This is a genomic window from Rickettsia endosymbiont of Orchestes rusci (assembly GCF_964030945.1).
GTDB lineage: Bacteria > Pseudomonadota > Alphaproteobacteria > Rickettsiales > Rickettsiaceae > Rickettsia.
The window spans coordinates 243,593-261,379 of record NZ_CAXIQG010000004.1 but is presented as its reverse complement, the minus strand read 5'-3'; the positions used below and the strand labels follow the sequence as shown (position 1 = coordinate 261,379).

Genomic DNA, 17,787 nt, shown 5'->3' with positions numbered 1-17,787 from the left:
ATTTTAAAAATTCTCTTTAGTTTTATTGTTAAGGGTTTTTGATACTTTTAAATATATTTTTAGGATTTTCTCGGCTAGGTTTTTGTCCATAAGATTTTTGAAATTCTTAGAAATTTTACCGGTAGAGGTAAAAAAGTTACCCCGGTTATTAATTATAATATTCGCTAATAATTCATAATTTCCTAGCCAAGCGATTAACTCCATTCCGTAACAGGGCGAAGCTAACATACCCTTTTTATTATATTTAATAGGTATTAAGCCACATTCTAAGGCTATTATTTCGTTGAAAATTAAAGGTTCAAAACATATTTGATAATCTAAGTTATTATTACAAAATATTAAATCAAGCCTATCCTCCGGCGAATTATTCTTATTAGTTATTTCCGGTTTATTTTTATAATACGTTGTAATTAATTCGTCGTTATATTCTAACGCCTCAGCCTCGCCATTAGTCGTAAAGTCTATTTTACGTATAATATAAAATTTTTTGTTAAGTCGGCTCAAATAGTTAGTAATCATATTAACCTCGTTGTTTGTTATTAGTTTATTAAAAAAGTAAAATACCTTCGGTTTAAGAGCTAGTTTTTGGAAGTTGATAGTCTTGAATTTTATCGCCGGAGACTAAGTGGTTATACTTTAATGCTCGTGTATATGCTCTTTGAATCATATCAAGCATATCCTTTTCTATAAAAGTTTCAGCGTAATCATGAAATTTACCTTCGGAGGTAAAATAGTATATATTATTAGTAATTATAACATCCGTTAATAATTTATATGCCCTTAGCCGAGCAGTATAATGACCTTTCTCTCGATTCTGCAAAGCTAACATATTTTTACCTTGATATTTAAAAGGCATTAAAGTGCATTCCAAAGCTATTGCTTCATTGAAAGTTTTAGGTTCATAATACGTGCCTTGGCAACCTATTTCGCTCCAAAACATTTCGTTGATTTGATCAGCCCAGTCGTTATAGTCATTGGTCGGCTCTAATTCATCTTGATAATATTCGCCGATTAATTCCTCGTTATATTCTACTGTTTCAAAATCATCATTAACCGTAAAGTCTATTTTGTGTACTATAAGTTTGTTATAATCATTTTCATTAGTCATATTAACCTCGTTTTTTATTGTTAATTGTTTATTAAAAAAGTTACGAAGGTACGCTAAATAAATAATTTAGCGTAGCTTAAGCCGGTTTAAATAGGTGCAATCTGTTCAAATATAAGTTCTTCACCCCGGCTATCAGTAATAGCCCCACCTATTGCTAATGCTTTATTAGTAATTTTATGTTTAAATACTCCCTTAAAACAGTCATAAGGTAACCAAAAGTCAGCGTGGTCTTCGTCATCGTCGGATTCTTGTCTTACACGATTGATTTTTAATTGAAAATTACTGCACTTGTTGCCGTACTTGCCGCTTGCTTCTCTCGATATTTTGTTGTTATTTAAATAAATATTAAAACGTTCGCTTAAATTTTCCGACGTTCTTGCTATCACTATGCACGTTATTAGCGTTTCAAATATATCTGACAATTCTTTTACTTCTTTTTCCGTACAACCATTATTATTAGAGTAAATAATTTTGGTTTTAATATCATCGATGTTTAATTTAGTATTAGTAATTTTATATTTAGCCATATTAACCTCGTATTTTATTATTATTATTTATAAGACCTTATCTATAGTGGTTGGCTTTTTGGTAATTGTGTCCACAAGCATAGCTTCTATTTTAATATTTATATTTTCCCGCTTATGGTTAAACGTACCGATAAACAAATCAAAATTTTTAGTTTCTAATTGCTTGCCTTGATAATCGTCGGGGGTGATAGAAAAGTTTTTACGTTCAATAGTAAGGATAAATTCGCCTCCTCCCTGTGAGCATAGGTATTGGTCATTTTCTATATCAACTTGTACTTCGCTAGCTAGTGTTATTCCGGTTACGTATCTTATAATCGCTTCAAATTCCTCCGCAAATAATCCGACTAGCACTTTGTTACAATTGTACTCGGTAACTTTTATTAATTTTAAATTAGCCGGCACTGTCCACTCTTTAGAAATAATCATAAATTAACCTCGTTTTTTATTGTTAATTATTAATTGTTAAGTTTATTAAAGTTTTAAATTTCACAATTTATTAATAGTTAAGTTGTTATTGTGATCTATTTACTTCATAACGATAAAAAAATATTTATTTATAAATTTATTTATTACTATTGTTAGTGTAAATTTTTTACTTATATATAATTATTAGTTTTTTTGTCGTTATCCTATCGATGTCATGAAGTAATTTTGAAGTCAAGGCGGGAAATCATTATTTTTATTATTATTGTAATTATTTTTACTACTGTCTCTTTTTGGCGGTAAAAGGGTAAAAACCTGATAAGAATAAGGATTTGTAAGTTTGTTACAAACTTTATAAAATAGCAAAACAAGTAAAAAATAACTATTTATGATTTTTTATTGTTATTGGTAATAATTATTACTACCGTCTCTTTTTTGCGGTAAAGCAGGGGAATTTAAATATTTGGGCTATATTTTATTATAAAAACTATAAAATAATAAATTTGCTATTTTTCGTTAGCAATTAAATATAGCTAGCAATTATTAATTACTAGCTATATTAATACTAATTATTATTTAACTTATAATTTTTTATTTTTAAAAGAAGGATTAGAAGAATTTTATTAAGAAATACTTAATATTTAATTACTAAACATAATAAAGATATTATTTATATTAATAGTTAGTAATAAGTAATTTATGAATTATCTATATATTGATAGACCAACCGTATTACTTAAGTAAAAAAATAATTAGGTTACTACCCCGGGAAACAATAACGACGCTTATATAATATTTTGTGCTAATTAAATTATTATTATTAAATAAAGCTTAAATTAAACTTATATAGTGTTTATAAAAGAAAAGTTAAGCTTATAAATTAGCTTAACTTTAGGCTTTTTTATCAACGATAGCTATTTAAATAAAATACTTTATCATTGTAAACTTCGGTACTTTTTTTAGTTACTTGTTGAGCGTATTTTTCTAATTGCGTTTCGTAACAGTGAAACCAACCATCATTTAAATCTCTACATAAAGCGATCAAGTTTTTACCCTCATAACTAAAAGGAAGAAAACCTTGTTTCGTAATTAATTCTTCTTTAAAAGTTTGGGTTTCATGTGGTTCATAATATATATTCCAAGCGGTCAAATCCTCATAAATTTTTTGGTATATATTATTAAAATGTTTATTTTTTCTGTAATATTCTATTATTAATTTAAAATTAAATTCTACTTCGCCTTGAAAAAAAGCTCTAGTCAAATCATGTTTGTCAATATTATGAAGCTTATAAAAATTAGTACCGTTAATTTTAACGTTAAACATAAAAAACCTTTTTATTAATTATTAAGTTTATAGTTAGTAATTATTAATATATAAAACGTTATTAGTTAATTAACGCTTTAGACCACCATTACCGTGGGAAATTTTGGAAGTACAGCGGATAAAATAATAATTTTTATAATTTTTTTAATATTTACCAAAATTATAAAAATTTTGTGACTTTTCAGCGGCAATAAGGGGGAAATTGAACAAAACAACGAAATAATAAAGAATAATACTAATTATTATTAACTTATAATTTTTTATTTTTTGAAAGAAAATTAGAAGAGCTTTATTAAGAAATATTTAATATTTAATTATTAAATATAATAAAGATATTATTTATATAAATAGTTAATAATAAGAAAGTAGTTATTTATATATTTATAGATTAATTGTATGAGCAGGAAGAAATTATAGTAATTATAATATTTATTTTCCCCGTTATTCGTTGCCCGGAACATATAAGGAGCATATGAAACTAAAAGCCTAATCAAATCCTTATAGTTATTAGGGTTCTAAGTGTTTAACCCTCTGATGGGATAGCAGAGGGCTAAGGATAATTTAACAAATTAAGGCAAATATTGTTGTTTTTTAGCCACTTTTTGCCGTTTTTTCTTATTTTTTTGCCGGATATGAGACTTAAATCTACGGTAGGGGGTAGTTTGGCTTTAGGAAGGGGGTTGGGGGGAGTTTGAAAAAATTTTTGCGGAGGGAATTAATCGGTTAATAAAAAAAAATTTTCCGTTTTTTGATAAATTTATATTTTTGTAAATAGCTAATCTATTCAAATAATAATTTAACATTCAACCTTGCTATAAAACAGATAATTAACAGCTAAAATTGCTTGGATAAGGTTATGTTTATTTAAAGCAAAATTCCGATGGTTAATTTCAGTAAATAATTCGTTCTTATTCTTTTGTATTCCAAAGCCGTTAAGTGTCGTTTCTAAAAATTTTTGTCTAGCAGGAGAGTCCAATGCATATCCTGATTGCTCTAAATCTTCAAGAGTATAACTATCATCAGTCAGGATATAATAGTCTTTTTCCTGCTTTAGATAAATTTGGATATAATCATTATGTCGATCAAGGTAGGGAGTAGTGATCTCTATGCAATTTGTTAATTGCTGCCAATCTGTTTTATCTTTTAACCATGTATGATAATCATCTATAAAAAATTGAGGCGTTTCAATCACGTAAATAATCCCTTTCTAAAGTTTAGTAGTTTAATCATTAATCAATAACCTACATTAATCAACAGCTGTCTTTATCATAAGTTGAAAGTATTTTATAACAAAAATATTGATCTTCAGCATCTTCTATTTGCTTATTAATATCTTGAATATCAGATTTTAAAAAATCTCTTTGGTTTCTTTTTAGTAATAACTTATCGAAGAAAAATTAAAAAATATTCAAGCTAGTAAGATATTATTATAAGCTTGGGTTAAACTGTTTCTTCTGAATTATTATTAGAATCTATGGCGTGATTAATACGTTAATTTTTTGTTTTACAGCTTTAGCATATCTTTGGATACTTAGAAAATTAGGGATATGATGTCCGCTTTCCATTCTTGCTATTTGAGCTTGAGAAGTAGACATTTTTTTAGCAACATCGTTTTGAGTCATATGAGAGGCAATACGTGCTCTTATTAAAGTTTCTGCTATCTCAAATTCTATTTTCCGTTCTTCATAAGCTTTTGCTACTTTAGGGTTCAATAATAACTCTTTTTTAAATTCCTCAAAGTTTTTCATAACAACCTTCCTTTAATCTAGTTTTAGCTATTAAAATGGCAGCTTTAGGGGTTTTTTCCGTTTTTTTGATAAATGTGTGCAATATAACTATTTTCTTATCTATAGCTAAATAATATATTGATCTTGCTATATTATCTTTACCACGTAACCTTAATTCCCAAAATTTGCCTTCTATATTTCTTGTATGTGGCATCCCTACATTATGTGGGCTAAATTCAATAAGCAATTTGCATACATATAAAAAATCGGCTTGCAGATCGTAAGTAAGCTTCTTTACTTCTTTTTCTGCAACTTTATTTATAAATTCTATAGTCCATTTTTTCATATAGGTAATATATCAAGTTTGATATATTACTCAATAACTTTTTATTAATATTTAATGTATGATGCAAGTATAGCTTCTTTTAAATTCTAAATAATAATCTTATATGAGTATTTTATCATATAAATAGAAAAGCTTAACAATGATTAAGATATATTTTATGATCTCTTCCATTTGTAATCCATGGTAAAAACCTCTATAATACAGGGATTGGAGGTATTTTTGTGATTAAAAATTATAGCTCAAAAAATTACAAATTATTTGATAAATATTTAAATAAAATATCGGCTAGCACGATTAATAAATTCGGCTCTAAGGATAATATTATAATTTTTCTGCAAGAACTTTGCGAAATAGGCAATATCGGTCTTGCAGCTAAGAAGGTAATAGTAGGATCTCCTATACATTTACACAAACTAATTCATGATGACAAATATTTAACTAAATGCGTCAGTCTTGCGCTTAGATACGCATCCGAAAGAGCTGAAGCCGTACTCTATGATCGGGCTATTAACGGCTATGAAGAGGTAACCTATAACCAAGACGGCGAATGTATAGTCCGCAAAAAGAAATATTGCTCCAAGAGCTTACTTGAATATTTAAAAGCTAATTCGCCTAAATATAAAAGCAGCGGTAAGAACGGCAACGCAGTTGAGAATAAGAAACACGATAACGATAAGACACAACAATTAAGCGAAATCGGTAATTTTGAAGTAGAATCTTACGGAGCGGATAGTGACAACGATACAAAAACAAACACGGACTAATAAAGAAGAAAATAAGCAAAGCTTAAAGAATAATAAAAGCTTAAAATTTCCGGTTGATTGGTCGCCCTATCCGTTTCAATTGCCTTTATGGCGTTATTTATATAAGGGAGGTAAGAAGGCAATAGCCATCTGGCATAGAAGAGCCGGTAAGGATATTATGGGCATTAACTGGATAACAGCTAGCGCATTGCGGGAAGTCGGCATATACTGGTATGTTTACCCGACCTATAACCAGGCTAAAATGTCGGTCTGGGACGGCATGACCTTAGCGGGACGCTCTTATATGTCATTTATTCCGGAGGCAGCTATTGCTAAATCACAGCAATATAAACAGCGAATAGTATTTAAAAACGGTTCGGTAATTCAGTTTGTCGGTAGTGATCGCTATAGTAGTATTAGAGGAAGCGGTATTAAAGGAGCAGTGATTTCCGAATATTCTTATCACGACCCAAGGGCGATGAGTTCGGTAATAGAGCCGATGGTAATACGCAATAATTCGTGGCTGCTTTATTTATATACGCCTGCCGATGATCCGAAACTAACACACGGCGAAGAATTATATTTAAAATATAAAGATGATGAAAACGCTTTTTGTGAGATTAAAACCATTGAAGATACTACGGATCATGATAGCAAGCCTTTAGTGGCGGTTGCAAGCCTTAAATCAGTAGACATGACAACTGAAGAAATCCGCCGAGAATTTTATTGCGACTTTGAAGCCTATCGTTACAAACGCGCCGATCAAGGCGGCACTTTTGTTGAGCAGTTAAGACTTGCCGAAGCGGAAGGACGCATAACTCAGCTGCCTTACGATCCGGCTTACAAGGTGAATACTTATTGGGATATCGGCATAGTTGATTACACTAGTATTTGGTTTGTACAGGAAAAGAAAAAGGGTGTAGATATTATAGATTTCTATATTAACAGAGGCAAAGGCTTAGAGTTTTATTTAAATCATTTAAGGCTTCGCCCCTATCAATACGGGCGTAATATACTGCCGCATGATATGAGTAGAAGGCAAATGCCGACCTTAGATACACGATTACAACAAGCAAACGAGATAGCGGAAAAGCTAGGCTTTGTACCTTTTGAGCTAGGACGAAAATACTTACGGGAAGAAATGATAAACAAAGCCCGTAATTTACTTACGGCGAGCTATTTACGAATAGACGAGAGAAAATGCCGAGAAGGGTTAAACGGCTTATATGAGTTTGATGCAAGTAAGCGTGGTACTCATTCAAGCTCGACTAGATGTACCGATATAGTAGAGAGTTTTTGTTATCTGGCAATGGATGCTAAAACCGGCGCGCAGCAGGAAAGCTTTAGTATTAATTATTTACGTTATAATAAAGTTATTAGTGATTATAACGCTTTAGAAAGATAAAAAATAATAAATAAAAGGGATTAAAAAAATGGGAGGATTATTTAAAAAGCCGTTTAAGGCAATTACCGGAGCGATAAGTAAATACGTACCGGGCGGCAAGTACTTAACCGGTAGAGAAACCGAGAGGCAAAAATTCCATTATAACAATGCCTTAAATGAATATAACAGCTATGCCTCGGAAGCACAAACGGCTATTGATAATTTAAGCAACCAATTATACGAATCGGCACAGAGATTGCAAAGTATCGAGCAACAAAAATATCAGCATGGACAAAGTAGCGGGCATTTACACCGGCAGGCGGAGCAATATCAACGAGGCTTACAAAATCTAGAGCAACAAAAGGCAAGTTTAGGATCGGAAGCAAACGAATTGCAGGCAGCCTTTGAAGCTTTTAAAAGTAAAGCTCCGTCGCTTGCCGGTAAAATAAGCGAAATGCAGAAGCTGCCGGGTAATTTCCAATCAATGTTCGAGTCGGTTATGCAGCAAAAGGATAGGCTTAGAGGCTTAACCGAAGAGGAAGCCGGCGGAGAGATAAATAAATATCACGCTAGCGTGGATAATTTAAAGAAGCAGCGAGAGCAAGCAGAGAATAATATCAGGCGGCAAATGGAGGAAATAACAAAGCAGCATACAGGGCTTGAGAGTGAAAAAGCTAATTTAGAAAATAGGTTGTCCTCCTATAGCTCGCAGCAAAATAGGCTATTGCAAGATACCGGCAATTTTAATAATGCCCGTACTCAATTAGCGAGTGTTATACGCAATTATCAGAATGAACAGCAGAGGCTAGAAAATGAATATAACAGCCATAAGTCACAGACTGAAAACCTACATAGTCAGCTAGATAATTACAGCAATAGCGCCCAAGCACATTTAGATAATTTGGGAAATGCGGTAGGTTTTCGGGCAAATAAACTTAAAAAAGCTAACAGGTTAACCGGTTTGACCCAAGGAGCAGCACTTGCTGCTTTAACATTTGGTGCGGGTATGTATCTCGCTCCTGCCGCTGTCGCCGGTAGTGCGACCGGAGCAGCAGCAACAACCGGAGCTACGGCAGGTGCAGCCGCTACATCCGGGTCTTTCGGTGCTTCTATGCTTGGCTCACTCGGAACGGGCTTACAATATGCCGCGCCTTTGCTTGGTATCGGTCATTATATGAATATGATGAATAAAGGCAAAAGTCTTGGAGGACTTGAGAGAGCAACGTTTGAGAGAGGAGCAAGAGGATACGGTAATACGCCTTTCTCACAGCAGCAGGATTTATTCGGTAACAAAACCGCAATTCCGGAGCTTGGCGGCTTAAAACAATCACTATCGCATTTTAATATGCCGACAATACCGAAATTACAGGATTTGCCGCAGCTTGGGGAGTCGTTAGGTAAAATTGCCTCGCTCGGAGATATTGAGTCTTTAAGTTTAGGGCTACCGCAAATGACTTCAGCAGACGGCAAAAAATACAGCTCGGAAGTATTATATGATATGAATTTTTTGAAGAAACTTAAAAAAGTATCGAGAAGTTTAGGAACACCTTATTTAAGAGCAAATACAAATTATCCCTATTCCCAAAGAGTAAATAGTTATGCGTGATGAATTAAGTAATAAAATAGAATATTTTGAGACTTTAAAAACTAAGCGAGAGAAATGGAACGCCGTGTGGGACGAATTAAAAAAATATGTCTGTCCGCAAACCACCGGCAATAAGGAAATATTTGATTCAACTTCCATCTGGTCAAGGGAGCAATTAGCTTCAGGCTTACAAAGTTTAATGGTTAATCGAGCTATTAAATGGTTTAATATTAATTTGTTAGAGCAAGAAGGTAGCGAGGATGAACAACCATTAAATGAGCTGCCGGAAGTTAAATTATGGTTGGAGACGATAGAAAATACTATCTTAAATATTTTTAATAATCCGGGATCGAATTTTTATAATCAAATACACGAGTTTTTTTTAAATCTTGCGGCATTCGGCACTAGTATATTTTACGTCGAAGAAGAACCGGATTTGCGGTCAGGGCTATTTTTTCGCAATATTAGTTTAACAGAATGTTATTTTGAAGAAGATAAATACGGCTTTGTTAACTCGATGTATCGACTTTTTACGGTGAACGTCAAGACAGCGGCAAACAAATGGTCTGACTTTGCGCCGTTTAAAGAGAAGCTACTAAAAGACCCCGATGAACAAATAGAGATATTACATATCGTAGCTCCTGCCAATGAGAAGAGCAAAACTAATCGTAAAACCACCCAACACGGCTATAGCTCGGAATATATTTATTTAGCTGAGCAAAAAATTATATCCGAATCAGGATATTCATATTTTCCTTTCTTTGTAACCCGCTGGATTAAAGAAGAAGGTGAAGTATACGGCTATGCGCCTGCTCATCACGTTTTACCGGATATTAAGCTGTTAAATTCCTTTAGAAAAACCGGTATACAAGTTGTACAAAAACAGGAGCAACCTTCTTGGTTAATACCGAAGGACGGTTATCACTTGCCGCTTCGTGATACGCCGGGAGCAAGTAATTTTTTTCGCAACGGCACGCTTGACAAGATAAGCCCGCTAAATAGAGTGGAAAATCCTATGTGTACGGAGCTGCAACAAGATAAATGCCGAGATGCGATATTTAAGGCTTCTTATATTGATATATTTCGCATGCAGAAAGAAAATAAAGAAATGACGGCGACGGAGGTGCAAATAAGAAATGAGGAGCAAATGCGGATGATGTCGCCGATGGTCGGCAGAATTGAAACGGAGTTTTTAAATCCGCTAATTAGAGCTATCTACGGAATCTTAGCCAAGTATAACAAATTACCGATATTAGAAGGAATAAATGCTCTACCCGACATTGAAGTTAGTTATGTCTCACCTTTAACTAGGGCGCAAAAATCATCGGCGGTTAATAGTATTGAGCAAGTAATAGGATTCTTCCAACGTAGCGGTATTAGTAATTTCTGCCCGGAGATTTACGACAATATCAACTGGGATTTATGTTTTAAACTACTTGCCGAACATAGAGGGATACCGCAATCAATCCTTAGACCGGACAAAGAAGTAATGCAAATCAGACAGCAGAGAAAAGCAGCGCAAATGCAACAACAGCAGATGCAACAAATGGGAGCGGGAAATGAAAATTTTAATTGAAGCAGGTAAAGCAAACGAACTAGAGGAAACCGATATTAACCTTACTATAAAAAAGGCTAATGATTTAATTAAAATTTATAGTAGAATATTTACCTCAAATGATGGTAAAATGATCTTAGAAGATCTAGCGAATATGAGCGGCATGTATCGCAGTAACTTTATAGCCGATAATGATAGGCACACCGCTTATTTAGAAGGACAGAGGGCTTTGTTTTTATATATCTGTTCGCAGTTGGAAAATAACATTAATAATATGGAAGAAAATTTATGAGTAATATAGTCAGTTTTGATTACGCTATTAAAAATTTATTAAGAAATAAAGGCGATTATGACATAGTCGAGGGGTTTATTTCGATTATTCTTAAAGATGCAGGATATAGTGCAGTAAAAATAAAAGCAGTACTTGAAAGTGCAAGTAATAAGGAAAAAGAAACATTAAAGTCTAGTGTAGCAGACGTCGTAGTTGAAGACGAACAAGGACATAAATATATAGTGGAAATAGATCGCTCACATACTGATCTTTTCCTCAAAAAAGCTTGTTTTAACAGCAGCCGTTTAATCGTCGATAGTATTTCTAAAGGTGAGGATTACGCTACTATCAAAAAAGTATTCCATATTAATTTATTATACTTTCCGTTTGCTAATATGAAAGTACCGTTATATCACGGTAAAACTATTTTTAGAGAGGTAGACCGTGAGCATCCTATGCACTTGCACTTAGCCGACATGGGCGGTAGAATATTTGACAATTATAATTTGTTTCCGGAGTATTTTGTAATATCTGTACCTTTATTTGATGATGTTGTAAAAGATGAAATGGATGAATGGCTATATATGACCAAACATTCAGAAGTAAGAGAAGATTTTAAATCACCTTACATGAAGAAAATAGCCGAGAAGCTTAGCATACTTAAGATGACTCCTAAAGAATTAAAAGCTTATCGAGACTATATGAACAAAACCTTAAAAGAACGTGATTATATTGTCTCTGCTGAAGAAAAAGGTAAAGCTGAAGGTAAAGCTGAAGGTAAAGCTGAAGGTAAAGCTGAATTACTAAAAATGATGATAAAACAAGGCAAGTCTGTTAAACAAGTAGCAGAATTTACAGGGTTATCTGAGGAAGAAATAGAGAAGCTAAAAGAGGAAAAAGATGAGTGAAAACCAAGATACTATACAAAACGATTTTGAGGCGGAGGGTGTTACGTCCTGGCTTTCCACTTTACCGGAAGATCTGCAAAAAGCAGAATCGTTGAGTAAGTTTAAAGATGTTTCGTCGTTGGCGAGTAGTTATTTGGAAGCCGAGAAGGGCTTAAATAGTCGTGTTGCTATTCCAAAGAATGATGCAGCTGATGAAGAATGGAATAAGTTTTATGCTCGTTTAGGTTTGCCTGAAGATAAAAAATATACTGATAAAAGAACTACGGAAGATGAAGAGTATTTAAAGCAATATGAAGAGATGTTTTACCAAAGCGGTCTGAGCAAAAGGCAGGGAGAGAAGCTGCTCGGCAGCTTGTATAATTTCTCGATGGATCTACAAAAAAAGCAGCAAGAGGAAATAGAGGGATTGCGCCGTTCAAATATAGATTGGTTAAAAAAGCATTATAATGACGGTTTTGATAGTAAAATGCAGGTGATGCAGGCGGCTTTGTCTAAATTCGGCACGAAAGAATTGGCGGGATTAATAGAAGAATCAAGCTACTCTCCTGCCCTGGTAGACTTGCTCGTTAAAGTCGGCGAAACGTTAAAATCCGACTCACTTATAACAGGAGCAGAGAAGCCTACAATTACAGGAGCGGAATCGGCATTAAAAGAGATTAAAAGACTTGAATCCGATGAGGGTTTTATGGTAAAATTTAAAGATAAAAATCATACCGGTCACACTGAAGCAGTGAATCAGATGGAGCAATTATACGATATTGCTTATAACAAGAAGTGATAAATCACGAGTGATAACTTTTTTTAAGGTCGCAAGCTAAATAAGCCATGCGGTAACCTCTTATAAAGAAAGCCACAAATAATTATCAACGATATTAATATCCAGATATTTAATTATTTAGGTTTAACAATTTTAAGAGGTTACAAACATGGAACAAATCACCGATGGTCTAAAAGAGCAATTCGCTCGCAATATCGGACTCGTTATTCAACAAGAAGGCTCAAAACTCCGTAAGTTCGTTACAAATGAAACTCAAGAGACGGAAGTAATATATTTTGAGACGATGCACACCCACGAAGCTTTGCCAAGGCATAGAACGGCAGCAGGCTATCATGAACCCGGTGACGGTAATGAGAATAAACTTGAAAAACTAACCGAATTTAAAACTCCAAGAATTACTAGACGCCAAGCAACAGCGCAAGCCTATTATTGGACGGCTGCCATGGATAGAAACGATAAGCTTAATTTGCTAAGTGACCCGACGTCTAAATTCCCAAAACTTGCAGGCTGGGCAATAGGTAGGAAACAAGATCAAATTATTATCAATAGCTTTGCCTCGCCTGTTAACGGCGGTAGAACGGGGCAAAATCTCATCTACTTTGATGTAGCAAATAACGTTATTCCGGTAGGAGTAAAACTTGTTGATGCGACGCTTGCACTGCATGCAAATAGCTTAGCAGGCGTTCATAACGGGCAGCAAGGAGCAAACGCCAAGGAAGCAATGCGAACCGGCGGATTAACAGTCGAGAAACTACTTAAAACTCAACAATTACTTAAAAAACACAGTTTCGGTGCAGATGAAAAATATTATTTAGTTTGCTCCTCTCATCAAATCGGCAATTTACTCCGAGATAGCCAAGTAACAAGCTACGATTATAACAGCGTTAAAGCCTTAGTAAGCGGGGAAATAAACTCATTTGTCGGCTTTAATTTTATCATTACCGAGATGCTAGGAGGCATAAGAGGTACGACCAACTCCATAAGAGATTGTTACGCCTTTACGGAAAGTTCTATAAGATTCGGTAGTGTTACCGGTTCAGTTGAGCGGCAAATAGATAGGTTAGTGCAATATCACTATGCACCGAGTTTATACTATTCCGAAAGCTTTGGGGCTACTCGTACGGAAGAGGGGCAAATAGTTTGCATTAAATGCTTAGAGCCGGCTGATGTTGCAGGACATACGGGAGAACATTGGCAGGCAGCAGCAGATGATGCGCATTTTAACGGCGCAGTGCATGCAAGTATCGTCCCACGGCAGATGATTGGAGCGCAATGTCGTAATGTCGATAATACGGCAAATATTGTAGTTGATGCATTAGAGCCGTTACTATTGAAATAAAAAGCCGTAAATTATGAAAGAAGAAATAATCCGCAAAGCATTAGTATTGTTAGGTTCAAATAGTAATATTCAGGGTAATATTTCCGGCGGCAATGCTGCTAATAAAGCCGAGAATCTTTGTGAAGAGTTTGTAGAAGCTTCTATTGAGGAAAATGTCTTGTCGGTTAAATGGGGATTTGCATTAAAACGTATTGATAACATCGAAGGGGAAGAAAGTAGCTTTAAGCCGATACCGGGGATAAATGACTGTGTAAAAGTAGCAGTGATAGTTCCTTCTAACTTAGAGTTTTATATTGAGAGTGGAAGAGTATATTTTAAAGGCGGCAAATTGACTTCGATTTTTTATTACTCGCAGCAGAGCATAGAGCTTTTACTTGATAATGATAAAACGGCTTGGCGTCAGATACCGCAAAGCTTCAAATTGCTTTGTAGTTTAGGACTTGCCTCGCAAGTAGCTTTTGCGATGTATTCAGATAGTTTATTTGCCGACGGCTTAAAAAGACAATATTTAATCAGGCTTGAGGAAGCAAGACGTATCCACTCTATCGGTTACAATTTAATCAATTCCGGTGAAATATAAAACCGTATTTCATGGATAATTTCAAACTATCAATATTCTTATTTGCGTAACTGATAAATAACTTTTATGCCTGAGCAATTCATCTATTCACAAAAAAATAACTTTTCAGGCGGTGAGCTAACGCCGACTATTGAAGGACGCACCGAGCTTGGACTATATCAAAACGGCGTGAAGAAATTAATTAACTTCATGCTGTTACCTTCAGGCGGTATTATGCGCCGGCACGGTACGCAGTTTGTACATTTATTTAAGGATAATGTACCACGGAAAATAATAAGTATAATGTTCTCAAGGAAGTTATCTTATTTGCTGATTTTTGAGGCTCATCGAGATAAAACGATCTGCTCGTTTTTTGTCGGCGGTGAACTGTTTTTAACAACTAAAATACTTAAAGATAACGGCGTAGATTTTACCTTCCGAATTAAAGATTTTTCCTATTGCTGTTTTCAAGGGATAGCATATATAAGTTTCGGTATTAACAGACCGATATTTAAATTCTCAGTCGATCCGGCAATTGTTGAAAAGTTTTATACTCATATTCAAAATTCAAATCAAGCAACGCAGGAAACGGGTTATAACAGTAGCATAGATAGAGCTATAAATTTCCCCGATAAAGAGAAGATGTTTATAATCGAACCGCTAAAATGTCATGTGAATTATTATAAGCAAAATAACCAAGCAATACAAAAACCGTTTAACGAAGTAATATATAATGCTGAAATTGATAAAATAAACGATGAACTAAAAAAGCTGCATACTCAAAGTGCCGCTAATATCTATGAACAACAGCAAGCACAAATATATGCCACTCACCTAGTAACATTTGAGAATCGCTTATGGTGCTTTGGCGTTAATAAAAATATTCACTCGATTTGGGCAAGCTATAAGGGCGACTTTAGCGATTTCCGTATGGCGTATAAAACTTTGCTAGAAGCCCGTAATCCGTTAACAGCCTTCTCTGCAACATTCCCTTCAGCTACTTTTGATAATGTTTTATGGTCAATTCCTTTTTCTTCGGAGTTATTGCTTGGTACTACGGACGGCATATATTTAGTAAAAGAAGGGGATCGAGCTAAAGGCGAGTTTATCAAAATCAACAAAGAGCTAGACATACCCGTCTCACCTATAAAACCGATAGTGGTAGGCAAGACTATATTTTTTGTCGAAGGCAGTAATTGTAAAATTAACAGCTTGTATTATTCTCAAGAAAAAGGCGGCTTTCAACTATCCGATATTACCGCTTATGCCGAGCATATATTTAGTAGCGGTATCAGGCAAATAATAGGAATTAACAGCCCGTTTTCAATGATTTTCGCAGTACTTAAAAACGGCTCATTTGCTAGTTTCACCTATTCGCAAGATTTAAAAATAATGGGCTGGAGTCAGCACTTTTTGGGAGGTAACGGCATAGTACTTGGGATTACCCCGATATATGCCGATAATGAAGATAAGTTATATTTCCATGTTCGGAGACACGATGATATAGGTACGGATTCAAAAGAATATCTAGAAGCGTTACATACTAAATATTTTACTGCTAAAAATAATGAGATGCATAAGCCCGTATATGCAGACTGTCACATTAATATTAGCAGGCCGGGCGAGCAATTAATAGATCATAGTATCATGCAAGCTTTAAAGGATGATAGTAGTGTAGAATTTAGAGGCGGCATTACTAAGCTGGAAACTATAGTGCAATCTCAAGCAGCAAATATTTTAAAGCTAAATATTGATAATATCGATATCGGTAATAATTTTAAATATAGTGATAGATTAGTTAAAGATTTAGGAGCAGATTATGAACCGGTAAAGCTCTTCCTAACGAAATACTACAAAGAGCAAATGCCGGCAATTATGGAGCTGCTTGGCGTTTCTTTTGCCTTTTATCGTATTTTCTCAAAAATCTATGCCGGCTTAGAAAATGTTTTTAGCGGTGAGCCTGCAAGCTTAGCTGAAGCCGAGCAATTACTTTATGAAGGGGAAAAACTTGTCGGTGATATAATCCAAACTATAAATAATATAACACAACAAAATTGGCAAGTTCCAACAAGTTTGAGTAATAACGAATTAATCGAATATCTACCCAATAGTGCATTTTCATTTTATCCTGCCATCTGTCTAAAAATCAAACAATTAAATCTTGATTCTATAAAAACTACTTTACGACTTGCGAAAGAAATAATTAAAGCCGCAAAAAACGTTATTGATTTACAGTTTGAGCAGGAACACGAATTAAACGAGCTACAGCATAATCCATTAAGATATGGACAGATTATAACAAACAGCATCAAAAAAATGTTCGAAGTCTTTTGCAGTTTTTCTAATTTGATTTTTTAATTTAAACCAATAATGCTCAATTGGATTTAAATCAGGAGAGTAAGTAGGTAAAAATAAAATACTACAACCTACAGATTCTATTAGCTCTTTGACCTTGGAATTCTTATGGAAATTAATATTATCCATAACAACCACTTGACCTTGTTTTAATTCTTTGATCAAAAAATCTTCAACATAACTCTTAAAAATTAGTGTATCACAAGTCCCTTCAAAAACTATTGGAGCTATTATTTTACCATTGCAAAGCCCTGCTATCATACTTACTCTTGTTTTATGTTGGTAAATTTTCTTATCGTAATATCTTTTACCTTTTAGGCTATAACCGTACTCCAAGCATGCATTATCTTCTATTCCGGATTCATCCATAAACACTAAATCTTCTTTTGAAATAGTTTTGATTCTAGCTATAAAATCATTCCTTGCTCCATCGTCCCTTTTGGGGTGCGTAAAAGTTTTTTTTATAACTATATCCTAGTGCTTTTATACCTCGCCAAATTGTCGTTGCTGACCATTTATTTGATATTTTTGCTAATTCTTTTAGGCTTTTATCGGCATTATTATCTATAAATTCCTTAAACTCCGGCATATTTGTTAGCTTTTTATTATGACCTTTTTGATAGCCTACTCTCGGCTGAATATCTCCTTCTTTCTTTTGAATAGCTTGCCATTTGTATAATGTTTGCCTAGATATATTTAATAACTCCTTAACTTTACTTACTGACTTAACTTTATCTATTAACTCTAATGCTTTTGTTCTTAGTTCGTATGGATATGCTCGGACCATCTCTTTCCTTTTTCGCACATAGATTTACTTATTTTATGCTACTTGTCAATACCTTAATGGATTATGCT

19 protein-coding genes are annotated in these 17,787 nt (G+C 34.1%); 10 read left to right on the top strand and 9 right to left on the bottom strand.

Annotated elements, in window-relative coordinates:
• Positions 1-3: 3 nt before the first annotated feature.
• The 8 genes from AAHM91_RS04810 to AAHM91_RS04775 all read right to left on the bottom strand — a co-directional run bounded on the left by AAHM91_RS04810 (position 4) and on the right by AAHM91_RS04775 (position 5,455).
• Positions 4-519, bottom strand: coding sequence for a hypothetical protein (locus tag AAHM91_RS04810; RefSeq protein ID WP_342270065.1), 516 nt, complete (start codon positions 517-519; stop codon positions 4-6).
• Positions 520-571: 52 nt separating this feature from the next.
• Positions 572-1,108: a hypothetical protein gene (locus tag AAHM91_RS04805; protein WP_341792621.1), complete on the bottom strand. Its 537-nt coding sequence runs from the start codon at positions 1,106-1,108 to the stop codon at positions 572-574.
• Between the two features lie 86 nt (positions 1,109-1,194).
• Positions 1,195-1,635, bottom strand: a complete 441-nt coding sequence (locus tag AAHM91_RS04800; protein WP_342270064.1) for a hypothetical protein — start codon at positions 1,633-1,635, stop codon at positions 1,195-1,197.
• Between the two features lie 27 nt (positions 1,636-1,662).
• The gene (locus AAHM91_RS04795) at positions 1,663-2,061 is read right to left on the bottom strand and encodes a hypothetical protein (protein ID WP_253308272.1); all 399 of its coding nucleotides are present in this window, start codon (positions 2,059-2,061) and stop codon (positions 1,663-1,665) included.
• Positions 2,062-2,962: 901 nt separating this feature from the next.
• Positions 2,963-3,382: a hypothetical protein gene (locus AAHM91_RS04790; RefSeq protein WP_342270063.1), complete on the bottom strand. Its 420-nt coding sequence runs from the start codon at positions 3,380-3,382 to the stop codon at positions 2,963-2,965.
• 796 nt (positions 3,383-4,178) lie between these two features.
• On the bottom strand, positions 4,179-4,574 hold the full coding sequence (locus tag AAHM91_RS04785; protein ID WP_342270062.1) for a DUF1828 domain-containing protein: 396 nt from the start codon (positions 4,572-4,574) through the stop codon (positions 4,179-4,181).
• Positions 4,575-4,854: 280 nt separating this feature from the next.
• On the bottom strand, positions 4,855-5,130 hold the full coding sequence (locus AAHM91_RS04780; RefSeq protein ID WP_341792615.1) for a helix-turn-helix domain-containing protein: 276 nt from the start codon (positions 5,128-5,130) through the stop codon (positions 4,855-4,857).
• Positions 5,117-5,455 (bottom strand): type II toxin-antitoxin system RelE/ParE family toxin, encoded by a 339-nt coding sequence (locus tag AAHM91_RS04775; RefSeq protein ID WP_342270061.1) that lies wholly within the window; start codon positions 5,453-5,455, stop codon positions 5,117-5,119. The genes AAHM91_RS04780 and AAHM91_RS04775 overlap by 14 nt, the downstream gene beginning before the upstream one ends.
• 221 nt (positions 5,456-5,676) lie before the next feature.
• On the opposite strand from AAHM91_RS04775, the gene AAHM91_RS04770 reads away from it, so the two are divergent.
• The 10 genes from AAHM91_RS04770 (at position 5,677) to AAHM91_RS04725 (ending at position 16,935) form a co-directional block, all read left to right on the top strand.
• Positions 5,677-6,219 carry a hypothetical protein gene (locus AAHM91_RS04770; protein ID WP_342270060.1) on the top strand — a complete coding sequence of 181 codons (543 nt, stop codon included), beginning with the start codon at positions 5,677-5,679 and terminating at the stop codon, positions 6,217-6,219.
• Positions 6,188-7,603: a hypothetical protein gene (locus AAHM91_RS04765; RefSeq protein ID WP_342270059.1), complete on the top strand. Its 1,416-nt coding sequence runs from the start codon at positions 6,188-6,190 to the stop codon at positions 7,601-7,603. The genes AAHM91_RS04770 and AAHM91_RS04765 overlap by 32 nt, the downstream gene beginning before the upstream one ends.
• Before the next feature lie 28 nt (positions 7,604-7,631).
• Entirely contained in the window at positions 7,632-9,188 is a 1,557-nt protein-coding gene (locus AAHM91_RS04760) for a coiled-coil domain-containing protein (RefSeq protein ID WP_342270058.1), read from the top strand.
• The gene (locus AAHM91_RS04755) at positions 9,181-10,743 is read left to right on the top strand and encodes a portal protein (RefSeq protein ID WP_342270057.1); all 1,563 of its coding nucleotides are present in this window, start codon (positions 9,181-9,183) and stop codon (positions 10,741-10,743) included. The genes AAHM91_RS04760 and AAHM91_RS04755 overlap by 8 nt, the downstream gene beginning before the upstream one ends.
• Positions 10,727-11,014 carry a Bbp19 family protein gene (locus AAHM91_RS04750; protein ID WP_342270056.1) on the top strand — a complete coding sequence of 96 codons (288 nt, stop codon included), beginning with the start codon at positions 10,727-10,729 and terminating at the stop codon, positions 11,012-11,014. The genes AAHM91_RS04755 and AAHM91_RS04750 overlap by 17 nt, the downstream gene beginning before the upstream one ends.
• Positions 11,011-11,901 carry an Rpn family recombination-promoting nuclease/putative transposase gene (locus AAHM91_RS04745; protein WP_342270055.1) on the top strand — a complete coding sequence of 297 codons (891 nt, stop codon included), beginning with the start codon at positions 11,011-11,013 and terminating at the stop codon, positions 11,899-11,901. Before AAHM91_RS04750 ends, AAHM91_RS04745 begins: the two co-directional genes overlap by 4 nt.
• Positions 11,894-12,679 carry a hypothetical protein gene (locus AAHM91_RS04740; protein WP_342270054.1) on the top strand — a complete coding sequence of 262 codons (786 nt, stop codon included), beginning with the start codon at positions 11,894-11,896 and terminating at the stop codon, positions 12,677-12,679. The genes AAHM91_RS04745 and AAHM91_RS04740 overlap by 8 nt, the downstream gene beginning before the upstream one ends.
• Before the next feature lie 148 nt (positions 12,680-12,827).
• Complete coding sequence (locus AAHM91_RS04735; protein ID WP_341793361.1) at positions 12,828-14,018, top strand: phage capsid protein; 1,191 nt, start codon at positions 12,828-12,830, stop codon at positions 14,016-14,018.
• Between the two features lie 13 nt (positions 14,019-14,031).
• A complete protein-coding gene (locus AAHM91_RS04730; RefSeq protein WP_341793362.1) occupies positions 14,032-14,598 on the top strand; it encodes a hypothetical protein in 567 nt (188 codons plus the stop codon).
• A 66-nt stretch (positions 14,599-14,664) separates the two neighbouring features.
• The gene (locus AAHM91_RS04725) at positions 14,665-16,935 is read left to right on the top strand and encodes a phage tail protein (RefSeq protein WP_342270053.1); all 2,271 of its coding nucleotides are present in this window, start codon (positions 14,665-14,667) and stop codon (positions 16,933-16,935) included.
• Here AAHM91_RS04725 and AAHM91_RS04720 read toward each other — a convergent pair.
• Positions 16,855-17,719, bottom strand: a protein-coding gene (locus AAHM91_RS04720; RefSeq protein ID WP_342269478.1) for an IS630 family transposase whose coding sequence is annotated in 2 segments (ribosomal slippage) — positions 16,855-17,394 and positions 17,396-17,719 — 864 coding nt in all. Because the reading frame shifts where the segments join, the coding sequence is not laid out codon by codon here. The genes AAHM91_RS04725 and AAHM91_RS04720 overlap by 81 nt on opposite strands.
• Positions 17,720-17,787: the final 68 nt, after the last annotated feature.

Coding starts and splice junctions, on each gene's coding strand:
- AAHM91_RS04780 (WP_341792615.1), bottom strand. CDS start 5,130: ATGAAAAACTTTGAGGAATTTAAAAAAGAGTTATTATTGAACCCTAAA.
- AAHM91_RS04805 (WP_341792621.1), bottom strand. CDS start 1,108: ATGACTAATGAAAATGATTATAACAAACTTATAGTACACAAAATAGAC.
- AAHM91_RS04800 (WP_342270064.1), bottom strand. CDS start 1,635: ATGGCTAAATATAAAATTACTAATACTAAATTAAACATCGATGATATT.
- AAHM91_RS04735 (WP_341793361.1), top strand. CDS start 12,828: ATGGAACAAATCACCGATGGTCTAAAAGAGCAATTCGCTCGCAATATC.
- AAHM91_RS04740 (WP_342270054.1), top strand. CDS start 11,894: ATGAGTGAAAACCAAGATACTATACAAAACGATTTTGAGGCGGAGGGT.
- AAHM91_RS04795 (WP_253308272.1), bottom strand. CDS start 2,061: ATGATTATTTCTAAAGAGTGGACAGTGCCGGCTAATTTAAAATTAATA.
- AAHM91_RS04760 (WP_342270058.1), top strand. CDS start 7,632: ATGGGAGGATTATTTAAAAAGCCGTTTAAGGCAATTACCGGAGCGATA.
- AAHM91_RS04745 (WP_342270055.1), top strand. CDS start 11,011: ATGAGTAATATAGTCAGTTTTGATTACGCTATTAAAAATTTATTAAGA.
- AAHM91_RS04790 (WP_342270063.1), bottom strand. CDS start 3,382: ATGTTTAACGTTAAAATTAACGGTACTAATTTTTATAAGCTTCATAAT.
- AAHM91_RS04730 (WP_341793362.1), top strand. CDS start 14,032: ATGAAAGAAGAAATAATCCGCAAAGCATTAGTATTGTTAGGTTCAAAT.
- AAHM91_RS04755 (WP_342270057.1), top strand. CDS start 9,181: ATGCGTGATGAATTAAGTAATAAAATAGAATATTTTGAGACTTTAAAA.
- AAHM91_RS04750 (WP_342270056.1), top strand. CDS start 10,727: ATGAAAATTTTAATTGAAGCAGGTAAAGCAAACGAACTAGAGGAAACC.
- AAHM91_RS04725 (WP_342270053.1), top strand. CDS start 14,665: ATGCCTGAGCAATTCATCTATTCACAAAAAAATAACTTTTCAGGCGGT.
- AAHM91_RS04810 (WP_342270065.1), bottom strand. CDS start 519: ATGATTACTAACTATTTGAGCCGACTTAACAAAAAATTTTATATTATA.
- AAHM91_RS04775 (WP_342270061.1), bottom strand. CDS start 5,455: ATGAAAAAATGGACTATAGAATTTATAAATAAAGTTGCAGAAAAAGAA.